At 62.4% G+C, this 19,926-nt stretch carries 14 protein-coding genes; 9 read left to right on the forward strand and 5 right to left on the reverse strand.

Translation table 11 applies throughout. From position 1 onward, the window contains the following. Positions 1 to 82: 82 nt before the first annotated feature. The 3 genes from htpG to CO664_RS11845 form a co-directional block, all read right to left on the reverse strand. On the reverse strand, positions 83 to 1,969 hold the full coding sequence (gene htpG / locus CO664_RS11835) for a molecular chaperone HtpG (RefSeq protein WP_097538857.1): 1,887 nt from the start codon (positions 1,967 to 1,969) through the stop codon (positions 83 to 85). 163 nt (positions 1,970 to 2,132) lie between these two features. Then, a complete protein-coding gene (locus CO664_RS11840; RefSeq protein WP_037417203.1) occupies positions 2,133 to 3,608 on the reverse strand; it encodes an NAD-dependent succinate-semialdehyde dehydrogenase in 1,476 nt (491 codons plus the stop codon). 125 nt (positions 3,609 to 3,733) lie between these two features. Beyond that, the gene (locus tag CO664_RS11845) at positions 3,734 to 5,002 is read right to left on the reverse strand and encodes a 4-aminobutyrate--2-oxoglutarate transaminase (protein ID WP_097538858.1); all 1,269 of its coding nucleotides are present in this window, start codon (positions 5,000 to 5,002) and stop codon (positions 3,734 to 3,736) included. A 224-nt stretch (positions 5,003 to 5,226) separates the two neighbouring features. Between CO664_RS11845 and CO664_RS11850 the strand changes: the two genes are divergently transcribed. The 5 genes from CO664_RS11850 (at position 5,227) to CO664_RS11870 (ending at position 11,501) form a co-directional block, all read left to right on the forward strand. Continuing rightward, positions 5,227 to 6,054 carry a MerR family transcriptional regulator gene (locus CO664_RS11850; protein ID WP_097538859.1) on the forward strand — a complete coding sequence of 276 codons (828 nt, stop codon included), beginning with the start codon at positions 5,227 to 5,229 and terminating at the stop codon, positions 6,052 to 6,054. Between the two features lie 381 nt (positions 6,055 to 6,435). Further along, positions 6,436 to 7,572, forward strand: a complete 1,137-nt coding sequence (locus CO664_RS11855) for an acyltransferase (RefSeq protein WP_097539182.1) — start codon at positions 6,436 to 6,438, stop codon at positions 7,570 to 7,572. Between the two features lie 14 nt (positions 7,573 to 7,586). Beyond that, positions 7,587 to 8,690: a glycosyltransferase gene (locus tag CO664_RS11860; RefSeq protein WP_176536567.1), complete on the forward strand. Its 1,104-nt coding sequence runs from the start codon at positions 7,587 to 7,589 to the stop codon at positions 8,688 to 8,690. A 1-nt stretch (position 8,691) separates the two neighbouring features. Further along, entirely contained in the window at positions 8,692 to 9,708 is a 1,017-nt protein-coding gene (locus CO664_RS11865) for a glycosyltransferase (RefSeq protein ID WP_097538861.1), read from the forward strand. Next, the gene (locus CO664_RS11870) at positions 9,708 to 11,501 is read left to right on the forward strand and encodes an ABC transporter ATP-binding protein (RefSeq protein ID WP_097539183.1); all 1,794 of its coding nucleotides are present in this window, start codon (positions 9,708 to 9,710) and stop codon (positions 11,499 to 11,501) included. The genes CO664_RS11865 and CO664_RS11870 overlap by 1 nt, the downstream gene beginning before the upstream one ends. A 68-nt stretch (positions 11,502 to 11,569) precedes the next feature. Here the strand turns inward: CO664_RS11870 and fba are convergent, their stop codons facing one another. Further along, positions 11,570 to 12,616, reverse strand: coding sequence for a class II fructose-bisphosphate aldolase (gene fba / locus CO664_RS11875; protein WP_097538862.1), 1,047 nt, complete (start codon positions 12,614 to 12,616; stop codon positions 11,570 to 11,572). A gap of 754 nt (positions 12,617 to 13,370) precedes the next feature. Between fba and CO664_RS11885 the strand changes: the two genes are divergently transcribed. Genes CO664_RS11885 through CO664_RS11900 form a run of 4 tightly spaced genes read left to right on the forward strand, consistent with a single transcriptional unit; the run spans position 13,371 to position 18,670 of the window. Further along, positions 13,371 to 14,969 (forward strand): peptide ABC transporter substrate-binding protein, encoded by a 1,599-nt coding sequence (locus tag CO664_RS11885; protein WP_097538864.1) that lies wholly within the window; start codon positions 13,371 to 13,373, stop codon positions 14,967 to 14,969. 51 nt (positions 14,970 to 15,020) lie between these two features. Then, positions 15,021 to 15,944, forward strand: coding sequence for an oligopeptide ABC transporter permease OppB (gene oppB / locus CO664_RS11890; protein ID WP_037384901.1), 924 nt, complete (start codon positions 15,021 to 15,023; stop codon positions 15,942 to 15,944). Then, complete coding sequence (locus tag CO664_RS11895) at positions 15,937 to 17,067, forward strand: ABC transporter permease subunit (RefSeq protein ID WP_037417216.1); 1,131 nt, start codon at positions 15,937 to 15,939, stop codon at positions 17,065 to 17,067. Before oppB ends, CO664_RS11895 begins: the two co-directional genes overlap by 8 nt. A 1-nt stretch (position 17,068) precedes the next feature. Further along, a complete protein-coding gene (locus CO664_RS11900; RefSeq protein WP_097538865.1) occupies positions 17,069 to 18,670 on the forward strand; it encodes an ABC transporter ATP-binding protein in 1,602 nt (533 codons plus the stop codon). Between the two features lie 398 nt (positions 18,671 to 19,068). Here the strand turns inward: CO664_RS11900 and CO664_RS11910 are convergent, their stop codons facing one another. Continuing rightward, entirely contained in the window at positions 19,069 to 19,731 is a 663-nt protein-coding gene (locus CO664_RS11910; RefSeq protein WP_234820234.1) for a response regulator transcription factor, read from the reverse strand. Between the last annotated feature and the right edge of the window lie 195 nt (positions 19,732 to 19,926).

The raw sequence follows: 19,926 nt of genomic DNA on the forward strand, positions 1-19,926 counted from the left end.
GGGAGCTTGAGAGGCGCCGCGAGTCTCCTTCGCCCCGCGTGCGGGGAGAAGGTGGCCGGCAGGCCGGATGAGGGGCAGAATTTTAGCCCTTCAACGCCCTATCAAAAACGCGCGACAGCCGCTCCGCAAAAGCGCGCGGATCCTCCGGCTTGTCGCCGTCCAAAACCCGCGCCTGATCGAGAAGCAGTTTCACTGCGTCCTCTCGGAACGAGCCTTCTTCCGCCGGGCAGTCAGCTAGGGCGGCGATCAGGTGATGCCCGGGATTGATTTCGAGCACAGGCTTTGCCGCTCCTTCGATACGCCCCGCACCTTGCAGCATCTTCTGCAGCTGACGGTCCGGACCGTGTTCCGGCGCCACGAGGCAGACGGCGCTTTCCGTCAGGCGGTCGGAAGCTCTCACATCCGAAACCGCTTCGCCGAGCGTCGCCTTGGCAAAGTTCACGAACTCGGTGACGGCGGGATTCGCCTCGGACGAGGCGGCTTCTGAGTTCTGCCTCGCGATTCCGGCGAGGTCCGCGGCGCCCTGGGTGATCGACTTGAACGGCTTTCCCTCGAAATCAGGCGCCGTCGTCACCCAGAAGCTGTCAACCGGATCCGTCAAGAGCAGCACGTCGATACCGCGGGCGCGAAATCCCTCGAGCTGCGGAGACGCCTTAAGCTGGGCGAGGTTGTCGCCGGTGAGGTAGTAGATCGCCGACTGGCCTTCCTTCATATCCTTGACGTAGTCGCTCAAGGCGCGCGGCTTTTCATCGCCGGCAGTCGTACGGAATCGGGAAAGAGCCAGCAGCTGGCTCCGCCGCTCGAAATCCTCGTAGATGCCTTCCTTGATGACGCTGCCGAAGTTCTCCCAAAGCGTGGTGAAGGTCTCCGGCTCGCCCTCCGCGAGCTTTTCAATGCTCGTCAGCACGCGATTCGTCAGGCCCTTGCGGATGCTCGCAAGCAGCGGGCTTTCCTGGATCATCTCGCGCGACACGTTGAGCGGCAGATCGGCGGTGTCGACGAGGCCGCGCACGAAGCGCAGGTAGCGCGGCAGCAACTCCGCCTCGTCGGTGATGAAGACACGCTTCACATAGAGCTTCATGCGGCCCTTGCGGTCCGGGTCGAACAGGTCGAAAGGCTTCGAGCCGGGAACGAAGGCGAGCGCCGTATATTCGTGGCGCCCCTCTGCGCGGAAGTGGACGGTCACCGCCGGCTCGTCGTACTGCCCGGCAACGCCGCGGTAGAAGTCCGTGTAGTCTTCCTTGCTGATGTCGCTCTTCTGCTTGGTCCACAGCGCCGTACCGTCGGCAACCTGTGCAGGCTCGGCGCCTGGCTTCTCGACGATCGAGATCGGTACCGGCACGTGCCCGGACTGATCCTTGACGATCCGCTCCACGGTCCAGCGCGAGGTGTAGGTTCTTGCGTCCTCCATAAGATGCAGCGTGATGCGGGTGCCGCGCGCCGGCGCATCGGCGAGCTCGACGGCGGAGACCGTGTAGCTGCCCTTGCCGTCCGACGCCCAATGCCAGGCCTTGTCGGCGCCGGCGCGGCGGGAAACGACGTCAACATTGTCGGCCACCATGAAGGCCGAATAGAAGCCGACGCCGAACTGGCCGATCAGCTGCGCGCCGTCCCTGCCCTGTGCCGCCTCGATCCGCTCCATGAAGGCGCGGGTGCCGGAGCGGGCGATCGTGCCGAGCGATTCGACCAGCTCGTCGCGGCTCATGCCGATGCCGTTGTCCTCGACGACCAGGCGGCCGTTCTCCTCGTCCAGCGTTAGCGTGATGCGCGGAGCGGGATCGCTGCCAAGCAGTTCCGGCGCGACGATCGCCTCGTAGCGCAGCTTCTCGCAGGCGTCCGCGGCATTCGAAATCAGTTCGCGGAGAAAGACGTTCTTGTCGGAATAGACCGAGTGCACCATCAGATGCAGCAGTTTCGCCACATCGGCTTCGAAGACATGTTTCTCGACGGACATTTCGACGTCACTCATCGTGCTGCGGGCCTCCTGGGATTAGCTGACTTCGACGGGCCGAAGCGAGCCGACGGATATTCATCCTGCTTCGGTTTTCGCCCCAATTGGCAAGGCGCAGCGTGAATTTCAAGAGCCGGAAGGTTCCGGCAATGCGATGAACCGAGAGGTGCAGCTCGAAAGGTCAGATATTGCCCATGCAGAGATATTTCATCTCGAGATAGTCTTCGAGGCCGTGGCGCGAACCCTCGCGGCCGATCCCGGACTGCTTTATTCCGCCGAAGGGGGCTGCCTCGGAGGACATGCGACCGGTATTGATGCCGACCATGCCGTATTCCAGCGCCTCGGCCACATGCCAGACCCGCTTGAGATTCTCCGCATAGAAATAGGCGGCGAGACCGTAGATCGTGTCGTTCGCCTCGGCCACCACCTGCTCGGCGGTCTCGAAGCGGATGATCGGGGCGATCGGCCCGAATGTCTCCTCCTGGGCGACGCGCATGTCGTGCGAGATGCCGGTGAGAACCGTGGGCGCGAAGAAGGTCCCGTTCGTGCCGATCCGCTCGCCGCCGCAGCGCAGTTCGGCACCCTTGGCGAGGGCGTCGGCGACATGCGCCTCGATCTTCTCGATCGCATGGCCATCGATCATCGGACCGATGGTGATGCCGGGCGAAAAGCCGTCGCCGACGCTGAGCTCGCGTACCCGCGCGACAAATTTCGCGGCGAAGGCGTCGTGCACCGCCGATTGCACATAGATGCGGTTTGCCGAAACGCAGGTCTGCCCGGCATTGCGGAACTTCGCCTGAACCGCGCCGTCAACCGCCTCGTCTATGTCGGCGTCGTCAAAGACGATGAAAGGGGCGTTGCCGCCGAGTTCGAGGCTGACCTTCTTGATCTGGTCGGAGCATTGCCGCATCAGCAGGCGGCCGACTTCGGTCGAACCGGTGAAGCTGATCTTGCGGACCTTGGGATTGCTGCAGAGTTCGCGCCCGATCGGCGCCCCCTCCGAAGCGTAGAGCAAATTGAGCACGCCTTCTGGAAAGCCGGCCTTCTCGGCGAGCACGAACATCGCACCGGCGACGAGCGGCGTCTGTTCCGCAGGCTTCAGGACGACGGCGCAGCCGGCGGCAAGCGCCGGTGAAATCTTGCGGGCGACCATCGATGCCGGGAAATTCCAGGGCGTGATTGTGCCAACGACGCCGACCGGCTGCTTGATGACGAGCATGCGACGGTCGTTGGCAGGGGCAGGAAAGGTTTCGCCATAGACGCGTTTCGCCTCCTCCGCATACCACTCGACATAGGAAGCGGCGTGCAGCACTTCGCCCTTCGCCTCGCCGAGCGGCTTGCCCATCTCGGCCGTGAGAATGGCAGCGAGATCGTCGACATGCTCGACGATCAGGTCGTGCCAGCGGCGCAGGATCGCGCTTCGGTCCTTGGCAGGCTTTCCCGCCCAGAGCGGCTGGGCGCAGGCGGCCGCATCGATTGCGGCATGGGCGTCCTCGATCTCCATGTCGGGCAGCGTCGCCAGCAATTCGCCGGTCGAAGGATTGAAGACATCGAAGGTCGGGCCGTTCCACTCGGAGGCGGCCCGGGTCACCCGATCGAGCGTTGCGAATTGGTCCGCTGCGCGAAGGTGCTTGGTGAGTGCGGGTGTGAGGGCCATGGCGCGTCCTCCGGCGAGGCGGGCCACGGCTCAGCAAGCCTCGCTCTTTGTTTTGTTGCGGGGCACGCGTCCGCGCGCCCCAAGCCGGTGTCGGACGAGCGCGATAGCGGTCGGCCGGCGTGCCGTCAACCGCGCGCTTCGACGATCGATGCTTCGAGGATATCGAGCGCTTCGGCGAAGACTTCTTCCTGGATGGTGATCGGCGCCAGGAAGCGGATGACATTGCCGTGGACGCCGCAGGTCAGCAGGATCAATCCCTTTTCGAGGGCGACGAGGCGGACCTTGTTGGCGAACTCCGCGCTCGGCAGGTTCGTTTTCGCGTCATTGAATTCGACGGCGTTCATGAAGCCGGGGCCGCGGATGTCGGCGATCTCCGGCGCCTTTTCGCGGATCTCGGCAAGGCGCTGCTTGAGCCGGTTGCCGAGCTGGTTTGCCCGCTCGCAAAGCTGCTCTTCCACGATGACGTCGAGCACGGCGTGGGCGGCTGCGATGCCGATCGGATTGCCGCCATAGGTGCCGCCAAGGCCCCCCGGGCCCGGCGCGTCCATGATCTCGGCGCGGCCCGTCACCGCCGCGAGCGGAAAGCCGCCGGCGAGGCTCTTCGCCATCGTCGTCAGATCCGGAGCAACGTCATGATGCTGCATAGCGAAGAGCTTGCCGGTGCGGGCAAAGCCGGTCTGGACTTCGTCGGCGATCAACAGGATGCCGTGCTGATCGCAAATCTCGCGGAGTGCCTTCAGGAACGCGGTCGGGGCCGGATAGAAGCCGCCTTCGCCCTGAACCGGTTCGAGGATGATAGCCGCGACGCGGCCCGGATCGACGTCGGCGGCAAAGAGCTTCTTCAGCGCTGCGATCGACTGCTCGACGCTGACGCCGTGCAACTCGATCGGGAAGGGGGCATGGAACACGTCGCCCGGCATCGCGCCGAAGCCGACCTTGTAGGGCACGACCTTGCCGGTCAGCGCCATGCCCATGAAGGTGCGGCCGTGGAAGCCGCCGCCGAAGGCGATGATGGCCTGGCGTCCGGTTGCGGCGCGGGCGATCTTCACCGCGTTTTCGACCGCCTCGGCGCCGGTGGTGACGAAGATCGTCTTTTTGGCGAACGTGCCGGGGGTGAGCGCATTCAGCCGCTCTGCCAAGTGAACGTAGTTCTCATAGGGAACGACCTGATGGCAGGTGTGGGTGAAGCGATCGAGCTGCGCCTTGACGGCAGCGATCACCTTCGGATGGCGGTGTCCGGTATTGACCACGGCGATGCCGGAAGCGAAATCGATAAAGCGATTGCCTTCCTTATCCCAGATCTCGGCATTTTCGGCGCGCTCGGCATAGATCTGCGTTGTCATCCCCACGCCGCGGGAAATGGCGGCGTTCTTGCGTTCGGTCAGGCTGGTCATCGTCACTGTCCTGTCTGAATTCAGAGATATATTGCATTTTTTCTGCAATTTTCCTCCGGAAGTGGTACATCTTTTGACATGGAAAGCAAATCAAATTTGGTGATGGAGCGAGCAGGCCTAGTGATGGCCGCTTCTTGTAAATCCGCGGGGCGCGCCGCTAGATTGCCGAAAACTGTGCACGACGGGGAATCGCGCCGTCTTCGGCGTCGGAAGGACGCATCTTGATGAGTGGGCCGGACAATATTCGCTACAAGGTGGCCGAAGCGGCAAGGCTCGCCGGCGTCTCGGCTTCGACGCTGCGTCTTTGGGAAACCCAAGGGCTCGTGGTGCCCGGCCGTTCGGCGACCGGCCATCGGCAATATACCGAGGCCGACCTGGCGCGGTTGAAGCGCATTTCCTGGTTTCGCGCCGAACGCGGCCTCAACCCGGCGGCAATTCGCGAGGCGCTAGAGGCCGAAGGCCCGGCGAACGACGACGCCGGGCCCGGGCCGTCGACGGAAGCCAATGCCGACCTGCAGGTCGGGCGCAAATTGAGAAGCCTCAGGCATGCGGCGGGCAAGACGCTGGAACAGGTGGCCGGCGAGGTCGGCATCGCGCCATCGGTACTCTCGACGCTCGAACGAACCTCCCAGGGCGTCTCGATTGCCGTCTTGCACAATCTCGCCGAATATTTTGGCACCACGGTCTCGAGCCTCTCGGGCGAAGAGGAGCCGCAGGCACGCGCGCTTGTCCGCGCCGGCGAATGGCGCAATTGGCCCCGTACGACGCCGGGCGTGACGGTGCAACTGCTTGCCGAGGGTAAGAACCAGATGGACTGCCACCGCTTCGTGCTGGCACCCGGCGCCTCGAGCGAGGGTGCCTATCGGCACGAAGGCGAGGAGTTCGTCTATGTGCTTTCCGGCCGCGTCGAGTTCGTGCTGGATTCGGATCAGTTCTACGACCTTCATCCGGGCGACTCCCTCTATTTCGAGAGCCGCCGCCGCCATGCCTGGTCGAACCGCCACGACGGCGAGACCGTGCTGCTCTGGATCAACACGCCGCCGACTTTTTAGGCGGCTTGGCAAAGACTTACGGCGGCGACTTCAGGTAAGTAGGCGTACCGCTGCTGCATCTTATTTGGCGTAGTGCCAAGATTCTTGCAACCGAAGCCATATGTAGTGATGCTTTCGCGTCGGCAACTCAGATCTCGTCTCTCGTTGCAGGCGAAACACACTTCTGCGCGTTCCGATGCCTCCACCGGAATGCTTGCGCGACGCGTGCCAAAGTTTGGCCCTATTCGGCTATACAGTCGCCGACCACCGCCTTAACTATTTTTCATACACCTGAACTCACCGCTCTTCCGAGGAGCATCTGGCGAAGCTGCGGGCAAAAAATCATACCGGCGAGGGATGCCGCCAAGGAGAATCCCGCAAGGTTTTACTCTGGGGATGTTCATGCAGATTGCGCGCGACCGGCAGCTGGACGGCCTAAGAGCCATCTCCGTTTCATTGGTTCTCTACGCGCACTTCTTCGCCGACGGATCCCATCTGGGACATATCGGGGTTCGATTGTTCTTCGTTCTGAGCGGTTTCCTGATCACCCGGTTGCTGCTCGAAGCGCGCGCTGATGCTCGCTTCGAAACTGCTGCGGCCCTCAAATCCTTCTACGTGCGCCGGGCGCTGCGCATCTTTCCTCCTTACTTCGGGGTGCTAGGCTTCGTTTGGCTGATCGGTTTGGAAGGGTCCAAGCAAGTGCTTGCCTGGCACGCGCTCTATCTTTCGAACTTCTGGTATGCGCTGCAGAACGAGTGGAACCCTTGGGTGCTCTGTCATACCTGGAGCCTGAGCATCGAGGAGCAATTCTACATTGTCTGGCCGCTGGCCGTGCTTATGGCGCCCAGACGCTCGGTCGCCGCTATCTGTCTCGGCGTAATCGCCCTCTCGCTCGCCTACCGCTTCTATTGGCCCTTGACCGGGACGCCGTCGCTCGCGCGCGACTTGTTGCCGCCGGCCTCGATGGACGCGCTGGCGGTCGGCGCGCTTCTGGCCACCAGACGATCAAGCAGAGAAGCTTGGCCTCGATGGGTTGAGCGAAGCTGGGTGCCGCTTATGGCCATTTCCCTGATCCTCCTATGGTTTCGCCCGACGTCGAAGCCGCCGCTCCTGGAGTGGCTGGCCTGGATGGGGCTCGAGATCCTTCCGCTCCTGCCGCTGGCGCTGCTCGTCGGCAATTGCCCGCGCGGGATCGGAGGCACTCTTGGCCGCCTTCTCGGATGGGGGCCGATGGTCGCCCTCGGCCGCATCAGCTACGGCATCTATCTTTACCATGCGATCGTGCTTGCCCTTGTCGTCAAGGCGCAACCCATCATTCCCGTCAATGTTTCGGAGCAGGGGCCGGGGCGGCTCCTGGTCGCCGGCGCCGGTACGCTGATCCTTGCTTCGATTTCCTGGATCGCCTTCGAGCAGCCGCTCAACGCGCTAAAACGCCACTTCCCCTATGTTCGCCGCGGAAGCGGGAATTCGGAAGGCGCCGCGTATCGGCGCGCGCCGGGTGAGCACACTGGAGCCTTCCAGGGCTCGGAGGTCCAATAAACATGAGCCGAACCATGCCCAGCCCATTGGTGTCCGTCCTGCTGCCCGTCTACAATGGCGAACCCTACCTCGCTGCAGCGCTCGAGAGCATTCTGTACCAGGACTACAAACACCTTGAGGTCGTCGCGATCGACGATGGATCGACGGATCGTTCGCTCGAAATCCTGGAGACACATCGCAAGGAGGATGGCCGCCTTTCCATTCTTTCGCGGGAGAACCGCGGCCTGATCGCGACCTTGAACGAGGGACTGGCGCTCGCAAACGGCGAGCTCGTGGCGCGGATGGATGCCGATGACGTTGCCTATCCGTCGCGCATCTCCCGACAGGTCGCGCTCTTTGCCGAAGAGCCTCGGCTTGCCTTGTGCGGCTCAGGCGTCGATACGCTTATCGGCACACGCATCATCCGCGGGAAGCCTAGCCCGATATACCGGCGGGAAAGCATGCGCATCCTGTCGATGTTCTTCACCCTCTTCCTCCACTCGACCGTCGTCTACAATCGGAAAGCAATCCCCGAAAGTTTGCTCGTCTATGATCCGGACTATCCGCATGCGGAAGACTTCGATCTGTTCCGTCGGATCGCCGACTGTTGTCCGGCCGCGATGATCGACGAGCCACTGGTTGCCTACCGCATCCATGGCAACAGCGTGACGAGCAAGCACCAGCGGCGCATGCGTCAGACGCACTTGAAGATCGTCGCTGAAAACCTTGAACGGGATGGTCTTTTCGATGATGCCAGCCCGCTTCGCGAGATCGGAGCCGCGGTGACGAGGCAGACGATCGCGGCCGTTTCCGAATTCATGCTCTCGCTGGAACGCAGGATTTCCACCTGCCCGGCCGAGACACGCAAGGCCTACGAAGACGGCATCCTGTGCTTCTTCTACTTCCTCTATCAGATGATCGTCGATGAAGAACGGCCGGAACTGACGCACGATTTCCTGACACGGACGGGGAAATGGCAGCTCATTCGGCGCCGGGAGCGGTACGGCCTGCTCGCCGGCGCGCGTGCACCCTGGTGCAGCCGACTCTCCATGGCCGCGACCAGGAAAGTGGATTGGCTGGCGCGTTATATGCAATCCGTTCCAGCGGCGACGATCCTTCCTCAACATGGCGCGGTGTGAAATGGCGCTTGAACGTACGCTGGAACCGAGGACGAACCTTTGCGCTGCTCGGGCGCGGACGAGGCCTTACGCGAGCTTCATCGTCTGTACGCGGAACCGCGTACGGGCGCTTAAGGCCTGTATCCGTTCGATAGAGGCGGCTCGCAGCGCTTACCCCGCCGTCACTAGCGAACTCGTGGTGGTCGACAACGGATCGACGGACGACACACCGCTCGAGCTGCGCCGCATCGCCGCGTCTTCAAATATGACGATCACGCTCGTCACCGAGCCGCGCCTGGGCCTTGCGGCCGCGCGCAATGCGGGATTGGAGCGGGCCGGCGGACGGATTCTGGTGTTCGTAGATGATGACTGCGAAATTGATCGAGCCTATTTGCGTGACCTGGAACGGCATTACGCAAGCGGCGACCGGCGCGTTGTTCGCGGCGGCCGCGTCGAGCTCGGCAACGCCTGCGACCAGCCTTTCACAATCAAGCGGTCGAAGATCGCTGCCCGCCTGACCCGCGATGTCCATCCCGGCGGCTTCGTCCTCGGCTGCAACATGACCATGCACCGCGAGGTCGCTGCTCTTATCGGCCACTTCGACGAACGCTTCGGCGCGGGCACGCCGCTCCATTCCGCCGAGGATACCGACTATCTCGTGCGTGCCTTTCAACTCGGCATCCCCGTCGAATACGTCCCGGACATGACGGTTTTTCATCACCACGGACGAACGTCCCGCGCTGCGATCGAAAAGCTCCACCGAAGCTACAGCCTGGGCAACGGAGCGCTTTGCCTGAAACATCTCTTCAAAGCGCCGTGGCTTCTCCGGCATTTCTGTTGGACGGTCAGATCGGCATGTGGCCAGGTCTTTGGCGGTCCCCGTTTCGATCCTGAACTCCAACTGTCCCATTGGCCGATCGTGTCCATGAACCTGTTGGGCGCCGCGAAATTCGCCTATCTCGTTGTGGCAAGCCGGGCCGCGCCGACCGAGCTGCAGCCGGTCGAGGAGAGGACAGCTGAGCTGGAGCGGAGCCGATGATTGTGCGCTTCCTCATGCCCGGCCTGCAGTTTCTGCGTGACGCGCTCGGGCGCCAATTGCACCTGCTTCCATTAGTCGTGGTGCTCGGACTCGCAAGCGCGGCGCTCGAAGGAGCCGGCATCGGTCTCATCATCCCGATGCTCGGGATTATCGCCGGCAGCGACGATTCCCCCGCTCTGAGCGGTATCTCGGCGATCTTCCAGCAGGTGGGATCGGAGCTGGACAAAGGCGACAGGCTGCTGGCACTCGCGGCTGCGATCCTTGCGCTGATCGTCCTTAAGAACCTCCTCGCCTTCGCGAACACCGTACTCACCAATTTTATCTACGGAAAGGCGAGCCATTCGATCCGCAGCGCATTGGCCAATCAGCTCTTGCGTATAGGCTACCCGTTCTTCCTGCAACAGAACCCCGGCCGGCTGCTCAACATCATCTCGAATGAATCCTGGCGGGCCTCGGACGCGATCCAGACCGTGCTCGCGGCCGTGGTGAACGCGTCCGCCGCGGTGATCCTGTTGGCCTTCCTGCTGCTTCTTTCCTGGCAGATGACGCTTTTCGTCGCGCTTGGTCTGGTCCTTGTCCAGGTAGCGCATGCGGCACTATCGGCGACCCTGAGGGGCCCTAGCCGCAATGTGACCTCCTTCAACAGCGAGCTTGCGGCGCGGATGCTGCATCTCGTTCATGCGGGACGGTTGATCCGCGTTTTCGGGCAGGAAGGTCGCGAGAAGGTGGCGTTCGACACGGCTTCCGATTCCGTGCGCCATGCGGGTTTGGTCTTGCAAACGCGACAGGGCATCCTGCCGCCGCTGACGGAAGTACTGCATTCCGCGCTTTTCCTGGGGGCGGTCGTGAGCGCCTGGTCCGTCGGCGTGAGCTTCCCGGTAATCGTTGCCTTCGTCGTGCTGCTCTACCGGCTGCAACCGCATGTGCGAGCCTTGCAAATGTCCTGGAGCCAAATCCAGGGCTGGAGCGGATCGCTCGAAGAAGTGCGCTGGCTCTTGGATTCGTCTGACAAGCCGAAGCCCCCGGCCGGCAGCGAACCGGTTGAGGGCCTGCACCGGGACATTGCATTCGATCGGGTGACCTTTAGATATCCAGGCTTGGAAGCCCGCCCCGTCGTGTTGCGCGCCGCCACCTTTACGATCCGCATGGGCCGTTCGACGGCTCTCATAGGTCGATCGGGCGCCGGCAAGACGACGATCGTCAACCTCCTGTGCCGCTTCGTCGACCCGGACGAAGGCCGGATCCTCGTCGACGGCGTGCCGCTCGATCAGATCGATCCGGCGCAATGGCGGCGCCAGATCGCCGTCGCTAGCCAGGATCTGGAACTCGTCGATGGCAGTATTCATGAAAACATCACCTACGGTCAGGAGGCGACGGCCGCGGAAGTCGAGCGAGCGGCCAAACTGGCCGAAGCGCACAGCTTCATCGAAATGCTGCCGCAAGGCTACGAGACTGTGGTCGGCTATCGGGGAGCGAGTCTTTCGGCCGGGCAACGCCAACGCATCGCGCTTGCGAGGGCGCTGGTGCGCGATCCAGCGATCCTGATTCTCGATGAGGCGACGAACGCCGTGGATGGACTGTCGGAGGCGGCAATCGTCGAGACGCTCAAGCTGCGCGCCGGCCGGCGCACGACCATCGTCATCAGCCATCACAGAAGCACGATTTCCTTTTGCGACGACGTCGTGGTTCTCGGAAGCGGCCGCGTGAAAAGCCAGACGCGGCTCGCCGACGTCGCCTCGCTCAGCATGGATCAGCTCTACGAGCATGAGGCGCCGCTGGAGCGACTGGACTAAGACGACCAAAGCCGCGCGCCCTCCGTCCGGGTGCGCGGCTTTCGCCTAGCCAGCCTCGAATGGCGGCGTCAGGCCGCCTTGGCGTAGCGCTTGGCCATTTCCGGGAGCCGCAGCACCCGGATCTTCGATGCCTGGCCGGCCGCACGGAAGGCCTCGAAGCGCCCCTTGCAGACTTCGGTCATATGCGCGATGGCCGGCTTCAGGTAGTTGCGCGGATCGAAATTGTCCGGATGTTCGATATGGTGCTTGCGGATCTCGCCGGTGAAGGCGAGCCGGAGGTCCGTGTCGATATTGACCTTGCGGACGCCGAGCGGGATGGCCTTCTGGATCTCGGATACCGGCACGCCCCAGGTCTTCTTCATCTTGCCGCCATAGGCGTTGAACAATTCCTGCAGGTCGGCGGGCACCGAGGATGATCCGTGCATGACGAGGTGGGTGTTCGGAAGCCGCTTGTTGATCTTGGCGATCGTCTCGATCGAAAGGATTTCGCCATCCGGCTCGCGCGTGAACTTGTAGGCGCCGTGGCTGGTGCCGATCGCCACCGCCAGAGCATCCACGCCGGTCTTGGAGACGAAGTCGAGGGCCTGGTCGGGGTCGGTCAGCAATTCTTCACGCGAAAGCTTGCCTTCGAATCCGTGTCCGTCTTCCTTGTCGCCGGCGCCGGTTTCGAGGTTGCCGAGGCAGCCGAGTTCGCCTTCGACCGAAACGCCCGCCGCATGAGCGATCTTCACCACTTCGGCCGTGACCGCCACATTGTAATCGTAGCTGGCGACGGTCTTGCCGTCCTTTTCCAGCGAGCCGTCCATCATCACCGATGTGAAGCCGTTGGTGATCGCCGAAATGCAGGTCGAAGGCTGGTCGCCGTGGTCGAGATGCAGACAGACCGGGATATGCGGATATTCTTCCGCCGCGCCGAGGATCAGGTGACGCAGGAAGGCGTCGCCCGCATAGGCACGCGCGCCGCGGCTTGCCTGAAGGATCACCGGGGAGTCGGTCGCATCGGCGGCGCGCATGACCGCCTGAATATATTCGAGATTGTTCACATTGAAGGCCGGCAGCGCGTAGTCGTTCTCCGCCGCATGGTCGAGCAGTTGCCGCAATGTGATCAATGCCATTCGAAATCTCCCTGATTCTGGTGCGCCTCACTCCAGGCGCCGTGAACTAAGCGGCCCACGCGCCGCCACGGTGCGGGCTCGTTCGCCGGCGACGCGGAAGCGTGCGCGCTCTCCGATGCCTCCGGAACCGGCTTAGCGGCCCAAGTCAGAGGCACAATAGTTGATGAGGACCTTTTGGCAACCGGCACGATGGGCGGGGCGGACAGTTGATTGACGTGCGTCAGGGGAATTTGCTGTGGATGAAAAGCCGTCCCGCGAAAAATCGGGGCATTCGCTTTCTGGTTGCTGGTGGCGTCCGCGGAGAAATCCGCTGGGAACGACGCTTTCGTGATGCCTATTCTCCCCCTTGTCTCGACCTGTCGCCTGGTTGCGGGGTCTCCGGCCGGCAGCACGCAATGCGCGCGCGCCGCAAAAAGATTGCGAAAGGCGTCCAGAATTTTTCCGCATATTACGTAAAGTGCCATATCTATTCATAAAGTTTGCACGGAGCCGTTATTTCGCCCTGTCAACAGAGCGGGGGCTGGTGCTCTCCTTCTGATCTAAATCGTTGCAGTTGCGGGTTTCCGGCGCATAATTCGCTGGGCTGGACATCTCGAACAGGCGATGGAATCCGCCGCAAGGGCGCGATGCAACTAAAGCGATTATCAGAGTTTCGTTTTATAAAGGAGGATGCAAAATCGCCTTGCCTTTGGTGAGGATTTGCACTTCTCTCCTGCGATCAACCACACTCAAAACGAGGGGAAGGAGAAGAAAAATGGCTTCATTGAAACTCAACCTCAGCGCTGCCGCGCTCATCGGCTCGCTGCTTATCGGTGCAAGCCCGGCGCTCGCTGAAGCTGTGTTGCATCGCGGAAATGCCGGCGAGCCGCAGACGCTTGACCAAGCGCACACCTCCATCAACATCGAGGAATTCATCCTCAAGGATCTCTATGAAGGCCTGACGATCTACGATGCCGCCGGCAAGATCGTGCCGGGTGCCGCCGAAAGCTGGGAGCTTTCCGATGACGGCGTCGTCTATACGTTCAAGCTGCGCGCCGATGCCAAGTGGTCCGACGGCTCGCAGGTGACTGCCGAGGACTTCGCCTTCTCGTTCCGCCGCGTCGAGGATCCGAAGACGGCCGCCGAGTACGCCAACATTCTCTTCCCGATCAAGAACGCGGAAAAGGTCAACAAGGGCGAGGTGCCGGTCGACCAGCTCGGCGTGAAGGCCGTCGACGAAAAGACGCTCGAAATCACGCTTGAGCGGCCGACGCCCTTCTTCCTGGAGCTGCTGGCGCACCAGACGGCGCTGCCGGTCAGCAAGGCGAGCGTGGAGAAGAACGGTGCCGACTTCGTCAAGCCGGGCGTGATGGTCTCGAACGGCGCCTTCCGCTTGACGGCGCACGTGCCGAACGACAGCCTGACCGTCGAGAAGAATGCGAGCTATTGGGATGCCGCCAACGTCAAGCTCGACAAGGTGATCTTCTACCCGATCGACGATCAGGCGGCCTCGGTGCGTCGCTTCGAGGCGAAGGAAATGGACCTCGCCTACAACTTCTCGGCCGATCAGATCGAGCGGCTGCGCAAGTCTTATGGCGACCAGGTGCATGTCTCGCCGACGCTTGCGACCTATTACTACGCCTTCGACACGCGGCAGGAGCCCTATAACGACGTCCGCGTCCGCCGAGCGCTGTCGATGGCGGTCGACCGCGACTTCCTCGCCAAGGAGATCTACAGCGGCTCGCAAATTCCTTCCTACTCGATGGTACCGCCGGGCATCGAAGGATACGGCGAACCGGCCAAGGCAGACTTTGCGGAAATGTCGCAGCTCGACCGCGAGGACAAGGCGATCGAGCTGATGAAGGAGGCCGGCTACGGCGAGGGCGGCAAGCCGCTGAACATCGAGATCCGCTACAACACTAACCCGAACCACGAACGCGTGGCGACGGCGGTCGCCGACATGTGGAAGAACACTTTCGGCGCCAAGGTCTCGCTGGTGAACCTCGACGTCTCGTCGCACTACGCCTACCTGCAGGAAGGCGGCAAGTTCAACGTCGCCCGCGCCGGCTGGGTCGCCGACTATGCGGACGCCGAGAACTTCCTGGCGCTGAGCCTCAGCACCAACAAGACCTTCAACTATGGCCACTTCGAAAACGCCGAGTTCGACGCGTTGATGAAGAAGTCCTATGAAGAACAGGATCCGGCGGCGCGCTCGAAGATTCTCCACGAAGCCGAGACCCTGCTGATGAAGGAGCAGCCGATTGCGCCGTTCCTCACCCAGGCGGACCTGTGGCTCGTGTCGAGCCGCGTCAAGGGCTGGCAGGACAATGCGCCGAATGCGCATTTGAGCAAGTTCCTCTCGATCGCCGAGTAACGAAATGAGGCGACGCGCGGGAGCCCGCGCGTCGCCTCCGGAGCCACGTCCATGATCTCCTTCGTCCTTCGCCGGCTGGCGAGTGCGGTGCCGACGCTGTTCATCGTCGTCACGATATCCTTCTTCCTGATGCGGTTTGCCCCCGGTGGCCCCTTCAATCTCGAGCGTCCTCTTCCTCCATCGACGATGGAGAACCTGATGAGGACCTATCATCTCGACCAGCCGCTTTGGCGCCAATACCTGATCTATCTCAGCAATGCGGTAACCGGCGACTTCGGCCCGAGCTATATCTACCATGACAACAATGTCGCGCAGCTAATCGGCAAGGGCCTGCCCTATTCGATGGAGCTCGGCTTCTACGCGCTGATACTTGCCGTCGTCGGCGGCGTAATCGCCGGCACCATCGCCGCGCTGAGGCAGAACAGTTTTCTCGATTTCGCCGTGATGTCGATTTCGACCGTCGGCGTCACCGTGCCGAATTTCGTTGTCGGTCCCGTCCTGACCCTCATCTTTGCGATCATGCTGTCGTGGCTCCCGGCCGGGGGCTGGGGCGACGGGTCGTTCCGCTTCCTAATCCTGCCGATGATCGCATTGGCCCTGCCGCAGCTCGCCGTCTTCGCACGGCTTACGCGCGGCTCGATGATCGAGGCGCTTCACACGGATCACATTCGAACGGCCAAGGCCTACGGGTTGCCGTCCCGCGTCGTCGTCGTCACCCATGCGATGCGCGGCGCCATGCTGCCGGTTGTTTCCTATCTGGCCCCTTGCGCGGCGGCATTGCTCACCGGTTCCGCGGTCGTCGAGACGATCTTCACCATTCCTGGCGTCGGCCGCTACTTCGTGCTCGGCGCGATCAATCGCGACTATACGCTCGTCATGGGCACGGTGGTCCTCATCGCCATCTTCGTCATCGTCTTCAATCTTCTGGTCGATATTCTCTACGGCCTGCTCGATCCGAGGGTTCGCCATGACTGATATCGTTCAGGTCCCGGCGGTCTCGCCGGAGACAAAAGGGCGCAGCCTCTTCCAACTCGCGGCGCTGCGCTTCCGCCGCAACCGCGCCGCCATGGCGGGCTGCGTCATGCTGGCACTGATCGCGCTCTTCTCCTTCGTCGGGCCGTTCTTCTCGCCGCACAGCTACGATCAGGTCTTCCCCTCTTATGTGTCGATCGGCCCAAGCCTCGAGCCGCGTCCGGATACCTCGACGCTGCAGGAAGTCATGGAGAATGTCGCGGCGCGCGCCCGCGTGACGCTCGAGGAGTTCCACGTCGAGGGCGAAGCCTTCACTGCCACGGTCACCTCCGAGCAACCGATCGATCCGCGCGCCACGCGCTACTTCGATAGGGCCAACGAGTTCGAAAACACCAAGGTCGTCGCGACCGAGGACGATGGTCGCAGGCTGAAGGTCGAGGGCCAGGTCGATCGCGAATATTTCCCGTTCGGCACGGACTCCAACGGCCGCGACCTCCTTGTCCGCGTCATGCTGGGCGGCCAGATCTCGATTGCGGTCGGCCTGCTCGCCAGCCTCGTCTCGCTCGGCATCGGCGTCGTCTACGGGGCGACCTCCGGCTATATCGGCGGGCGCGTCGACAACGTCATGATGCGCTTCGTCGAGATTCTCTATTCGCTGCCCTTCGTCTTTCTCGTCGTCGTTCTGGTCGTCTTCTTCGGCCGCAGTTTCATCCTGATCTTCCTGGTGATCGGCGCCGTCGAGTGGCTGGACATGGCCCGTATCGTGCGCGGCCAGACGCTTGCCCTGAAGCGCCGCGAATTCGTGGGTGCGGCGCAGGCGCTCGGACTGACCGACTGGCAGATCATCCGCCGGCACATTATTCCGAACACCATCGGCCCGGTGATCGTCTTCGTCACCGTCGTGGTGCCGAAGGTGATCCTGCTCGAGAGCTTCCTGTCGTTCCTCGGCCTCGGCGTGCAGGCGCCGCTGACGAGCTGGGGCGCGCTGATTTCCGAAGGGGCAAACAACATCCAATCGGCGCCCTGGCTGCTGATATTCCCGGCCATCTTCTTCGTCGTCACGCTGTTTTCGCTGAACTTCGTCGGCGACGGCCTGCGCGATGCGCTCGATCCCAAGGACCGCTGACATGGCAGACACCAAGGATTCCATTCTCGCCGTCCGCGGCCTCAAGGTGGATTTCTCTACCCCGGACGGCACGGTCGAAGCGGTCAAGGGCATCGATCTCGAGGTCAATGCCGGCGAAACGCTGGCGGTCGTCGGCGAATCCGGCTCGGGCAAGAGCCAGACGATGATGGGCATCATGGGGCTCCTGGCGAAGAACGGCACGGTTGCCGGATCGGCGCGCTACCGCGGGCAGGAACTCATCGGGCTGCCGCCGAAGGCCCTCAACGACGTGCGCGGCTCGAAGATCACCATGATCTTCCAGGAGCCGATGACCTCGCTCGACCCGCTCTATACGATCGGCCGGCAGATCGCCGAACCGATCGTCCATCACCGCGGCGGCACGTTCAAAGAGGCGAAGAAGCGCGTGCTGGAACTTCTGGAGTTGGTCGGCATTCCCGAGCCCGGGCGTCGCATCGACAGCTATCCGCACGAGCTTTCCGGCGGCCAGCGTCAGCGGGTGATGATCGCCATGGCGCTTGCCAACGAGCCGGACATCCTGGTCGCCGACGAACCGACGACCGCACTCGACGTCACCATCCAGGCGCAAATCCTTCAACTGCTGAAATCGCTGCAGAAGCGCTTCGGCATGGCAATCGTGCTGATCACCCACGACCTCGGCATCGTCAAGCACTTCGCCGAGCGCGTCGCCGTGATGCGGCGCGGCGAGGTGGTCGAGCAGGGGAGTACGACTGAGATTTTCGAGCGACCCAAGGCGGACTACACGAAGATGTTGCTCGCCGCCGAGCCGAGCGGCCGCAAGCCGGCGCCGCCGGGCCACGCGCCGATCATTCTCGAGGGCCGCAACGTGGCGGTCGAATACGCTATCGGCAAAGGCCTGTTCGGCGGCTCGTCCTCCGTCTTCCGGGCGGTCGACGGCGTCAACCTGCGCCTGAGGCAGGGCCAGACGATCGGCATCGTCGGCGAGTCCGGTTCGGGAAAATCGACGCTCGGGCGGGCGCTGCTGCGATTGCTGCCGAGCAACGGCTCCTACCGCTTCGGCGCGACCGACATTTCCGGTTTCGACCGCAGCACGATGCGGCCCCTGCGCCGCGAGCTCCAGCTCGTCTTCCAGGATCCCTACGGCTCGCTCTCGCCGCGCCTGACGATCGGCGAGATCATCACCGAGGGCCTCTATGTGCATGAGCCGGGGCTCGGCCGTGCGGAGCGCGACCGGCGCGCCATTGCCGCCTTGAAGGAGGTGGGCCTCGATCCCGCCTCGCGCAATCGCTACCCGCACGAATTCTCCGGCGGCCAGCGCCAGCGCATCGCCATCGCCCGGGCGATGATCCTGAAGCCGAAGGTGGTGATCCTCGACGAGCCCACCTCGGCGCTCGACCGCTCGGTACAGGGCCAAGTGATCGAGCTGCTGCGCGACCTGCAGCGCAAGCACGGCCTTTCCTACATCTTCATCAGCCACGATCTTTCCGTGGTGAAGGCGATGTCGGACTATGTGATCGTCATGAAAAACGGTCGCATTGTCGAAGAGGGGGAAACGGACGCGATCTTCGAAGCGCCGAGAGAGCCTTATACCAAGACGCTGATCGGCGCCGCCTTCAACGTGTGAGCAGGCGACGGTCTGACGGTTCGTCCTGGGCGACGCAAATTGCCGCAAGGTTCCGGTCGGAGATCACGACAGCGCCGTGCGTCTTATCAGATGCGCAAAGCTCGCTGCAGCACTTTGAATCCCTGCATGTCTTTGTCCCTAAAGCGCGTCGCGTTTAAACGTGTTCACGCGGCGCGCTTCAGGTCTTTGTTTTTGTGCATGTCGTCATCCCAAAACCGCTGCACACTTCTGGGCGACATGCACCAAATCGAGGTCGATTCAAGGAGACATGCAGCGCCTCGGCGCGAGTTCGACTCGCGCCGACTTGAGCGATGGTGGAAACATCCACCGCAGGTCAGGCCCGCGTCCGTGCGGGCCGAGACGATACGGATTGCCCTTCGCGGTGAAGCCGCCCCGTCCTACTTCATGAATTCGCGGATTTTGTAGGCGACCTCGGTACGATTGGTCGCGTTCAGTTTCTTCATGATGTTGCGAATGTGGACCTTAACCGTGCTTTCGCACAGGTCCATTTCATAGGCGATGATCTTGTTGGGCTTGCCACGTTGCAATGCCTCGGCGACTTCAATCTCGCGGGGCGTGAAGAAGGTGTCGGAACAACGCGCGCCGTTGACGGCGGAGTTGATCGTTTCGCGCATCGTCAGGATGCTGCTCGCCGGAACGAAGACACCGCCGGCGCGTGCGAGCGCAATCGCCTCCGCCGCGACATTGATACCGACATTGCTTGGAATGTATCCGCGGGCACCGCACTCCAGCGCCTTGAGGATTTGGCCGAGTTCGTCGGTTTCGGCAACGACGATCACCGGGCTGAACTTGAACTTCTCGGCGAGGTTCTCGATCTTCTCGCAGACTTCCTGTTCGCCGATCTTGCTGCCGCCAACGATCAGCAGCACGGCGGACGGATCGGCGTGCAACTTGCGGGCGCGCCACTCGTCGAACGAACCGACCGTCACGATGCTGAGCGTCGGATCATAGCCCAACAAGCTCTTGGCTAGGCACTCCCTGTCCAGGGCGCGTGGATCGATGAGCAGGATGTAGTCCGCATCCTCCGGATGGTCAGTCACGTCCGGGTCAGTCAAACCTGGAGGCGATTGACGGTCGAGCGGCACTTGAAAGGTTGCACGGCTGTTCGTTACGGTTCTTCCGACAGTCGCTGAGAGAATATACATATATAGTACTCCAATTCGTTCTTAAATATAAGAATAATTCAACAATTAACGGGTATCGTCGCTCAATATTACTATCGATTCGTCAGTCTT

This window comes from Sinorhizobium sp. NG07B (genome assembly GCF_002532005.1).
Taxonomy (GTDB): Bacteria; Pseudomonadota; Alphaproteobacteria; order Rhizobiales; family Rhizobiaceae; genus Sinorhizobium; species Sinorhizobium fredii_C.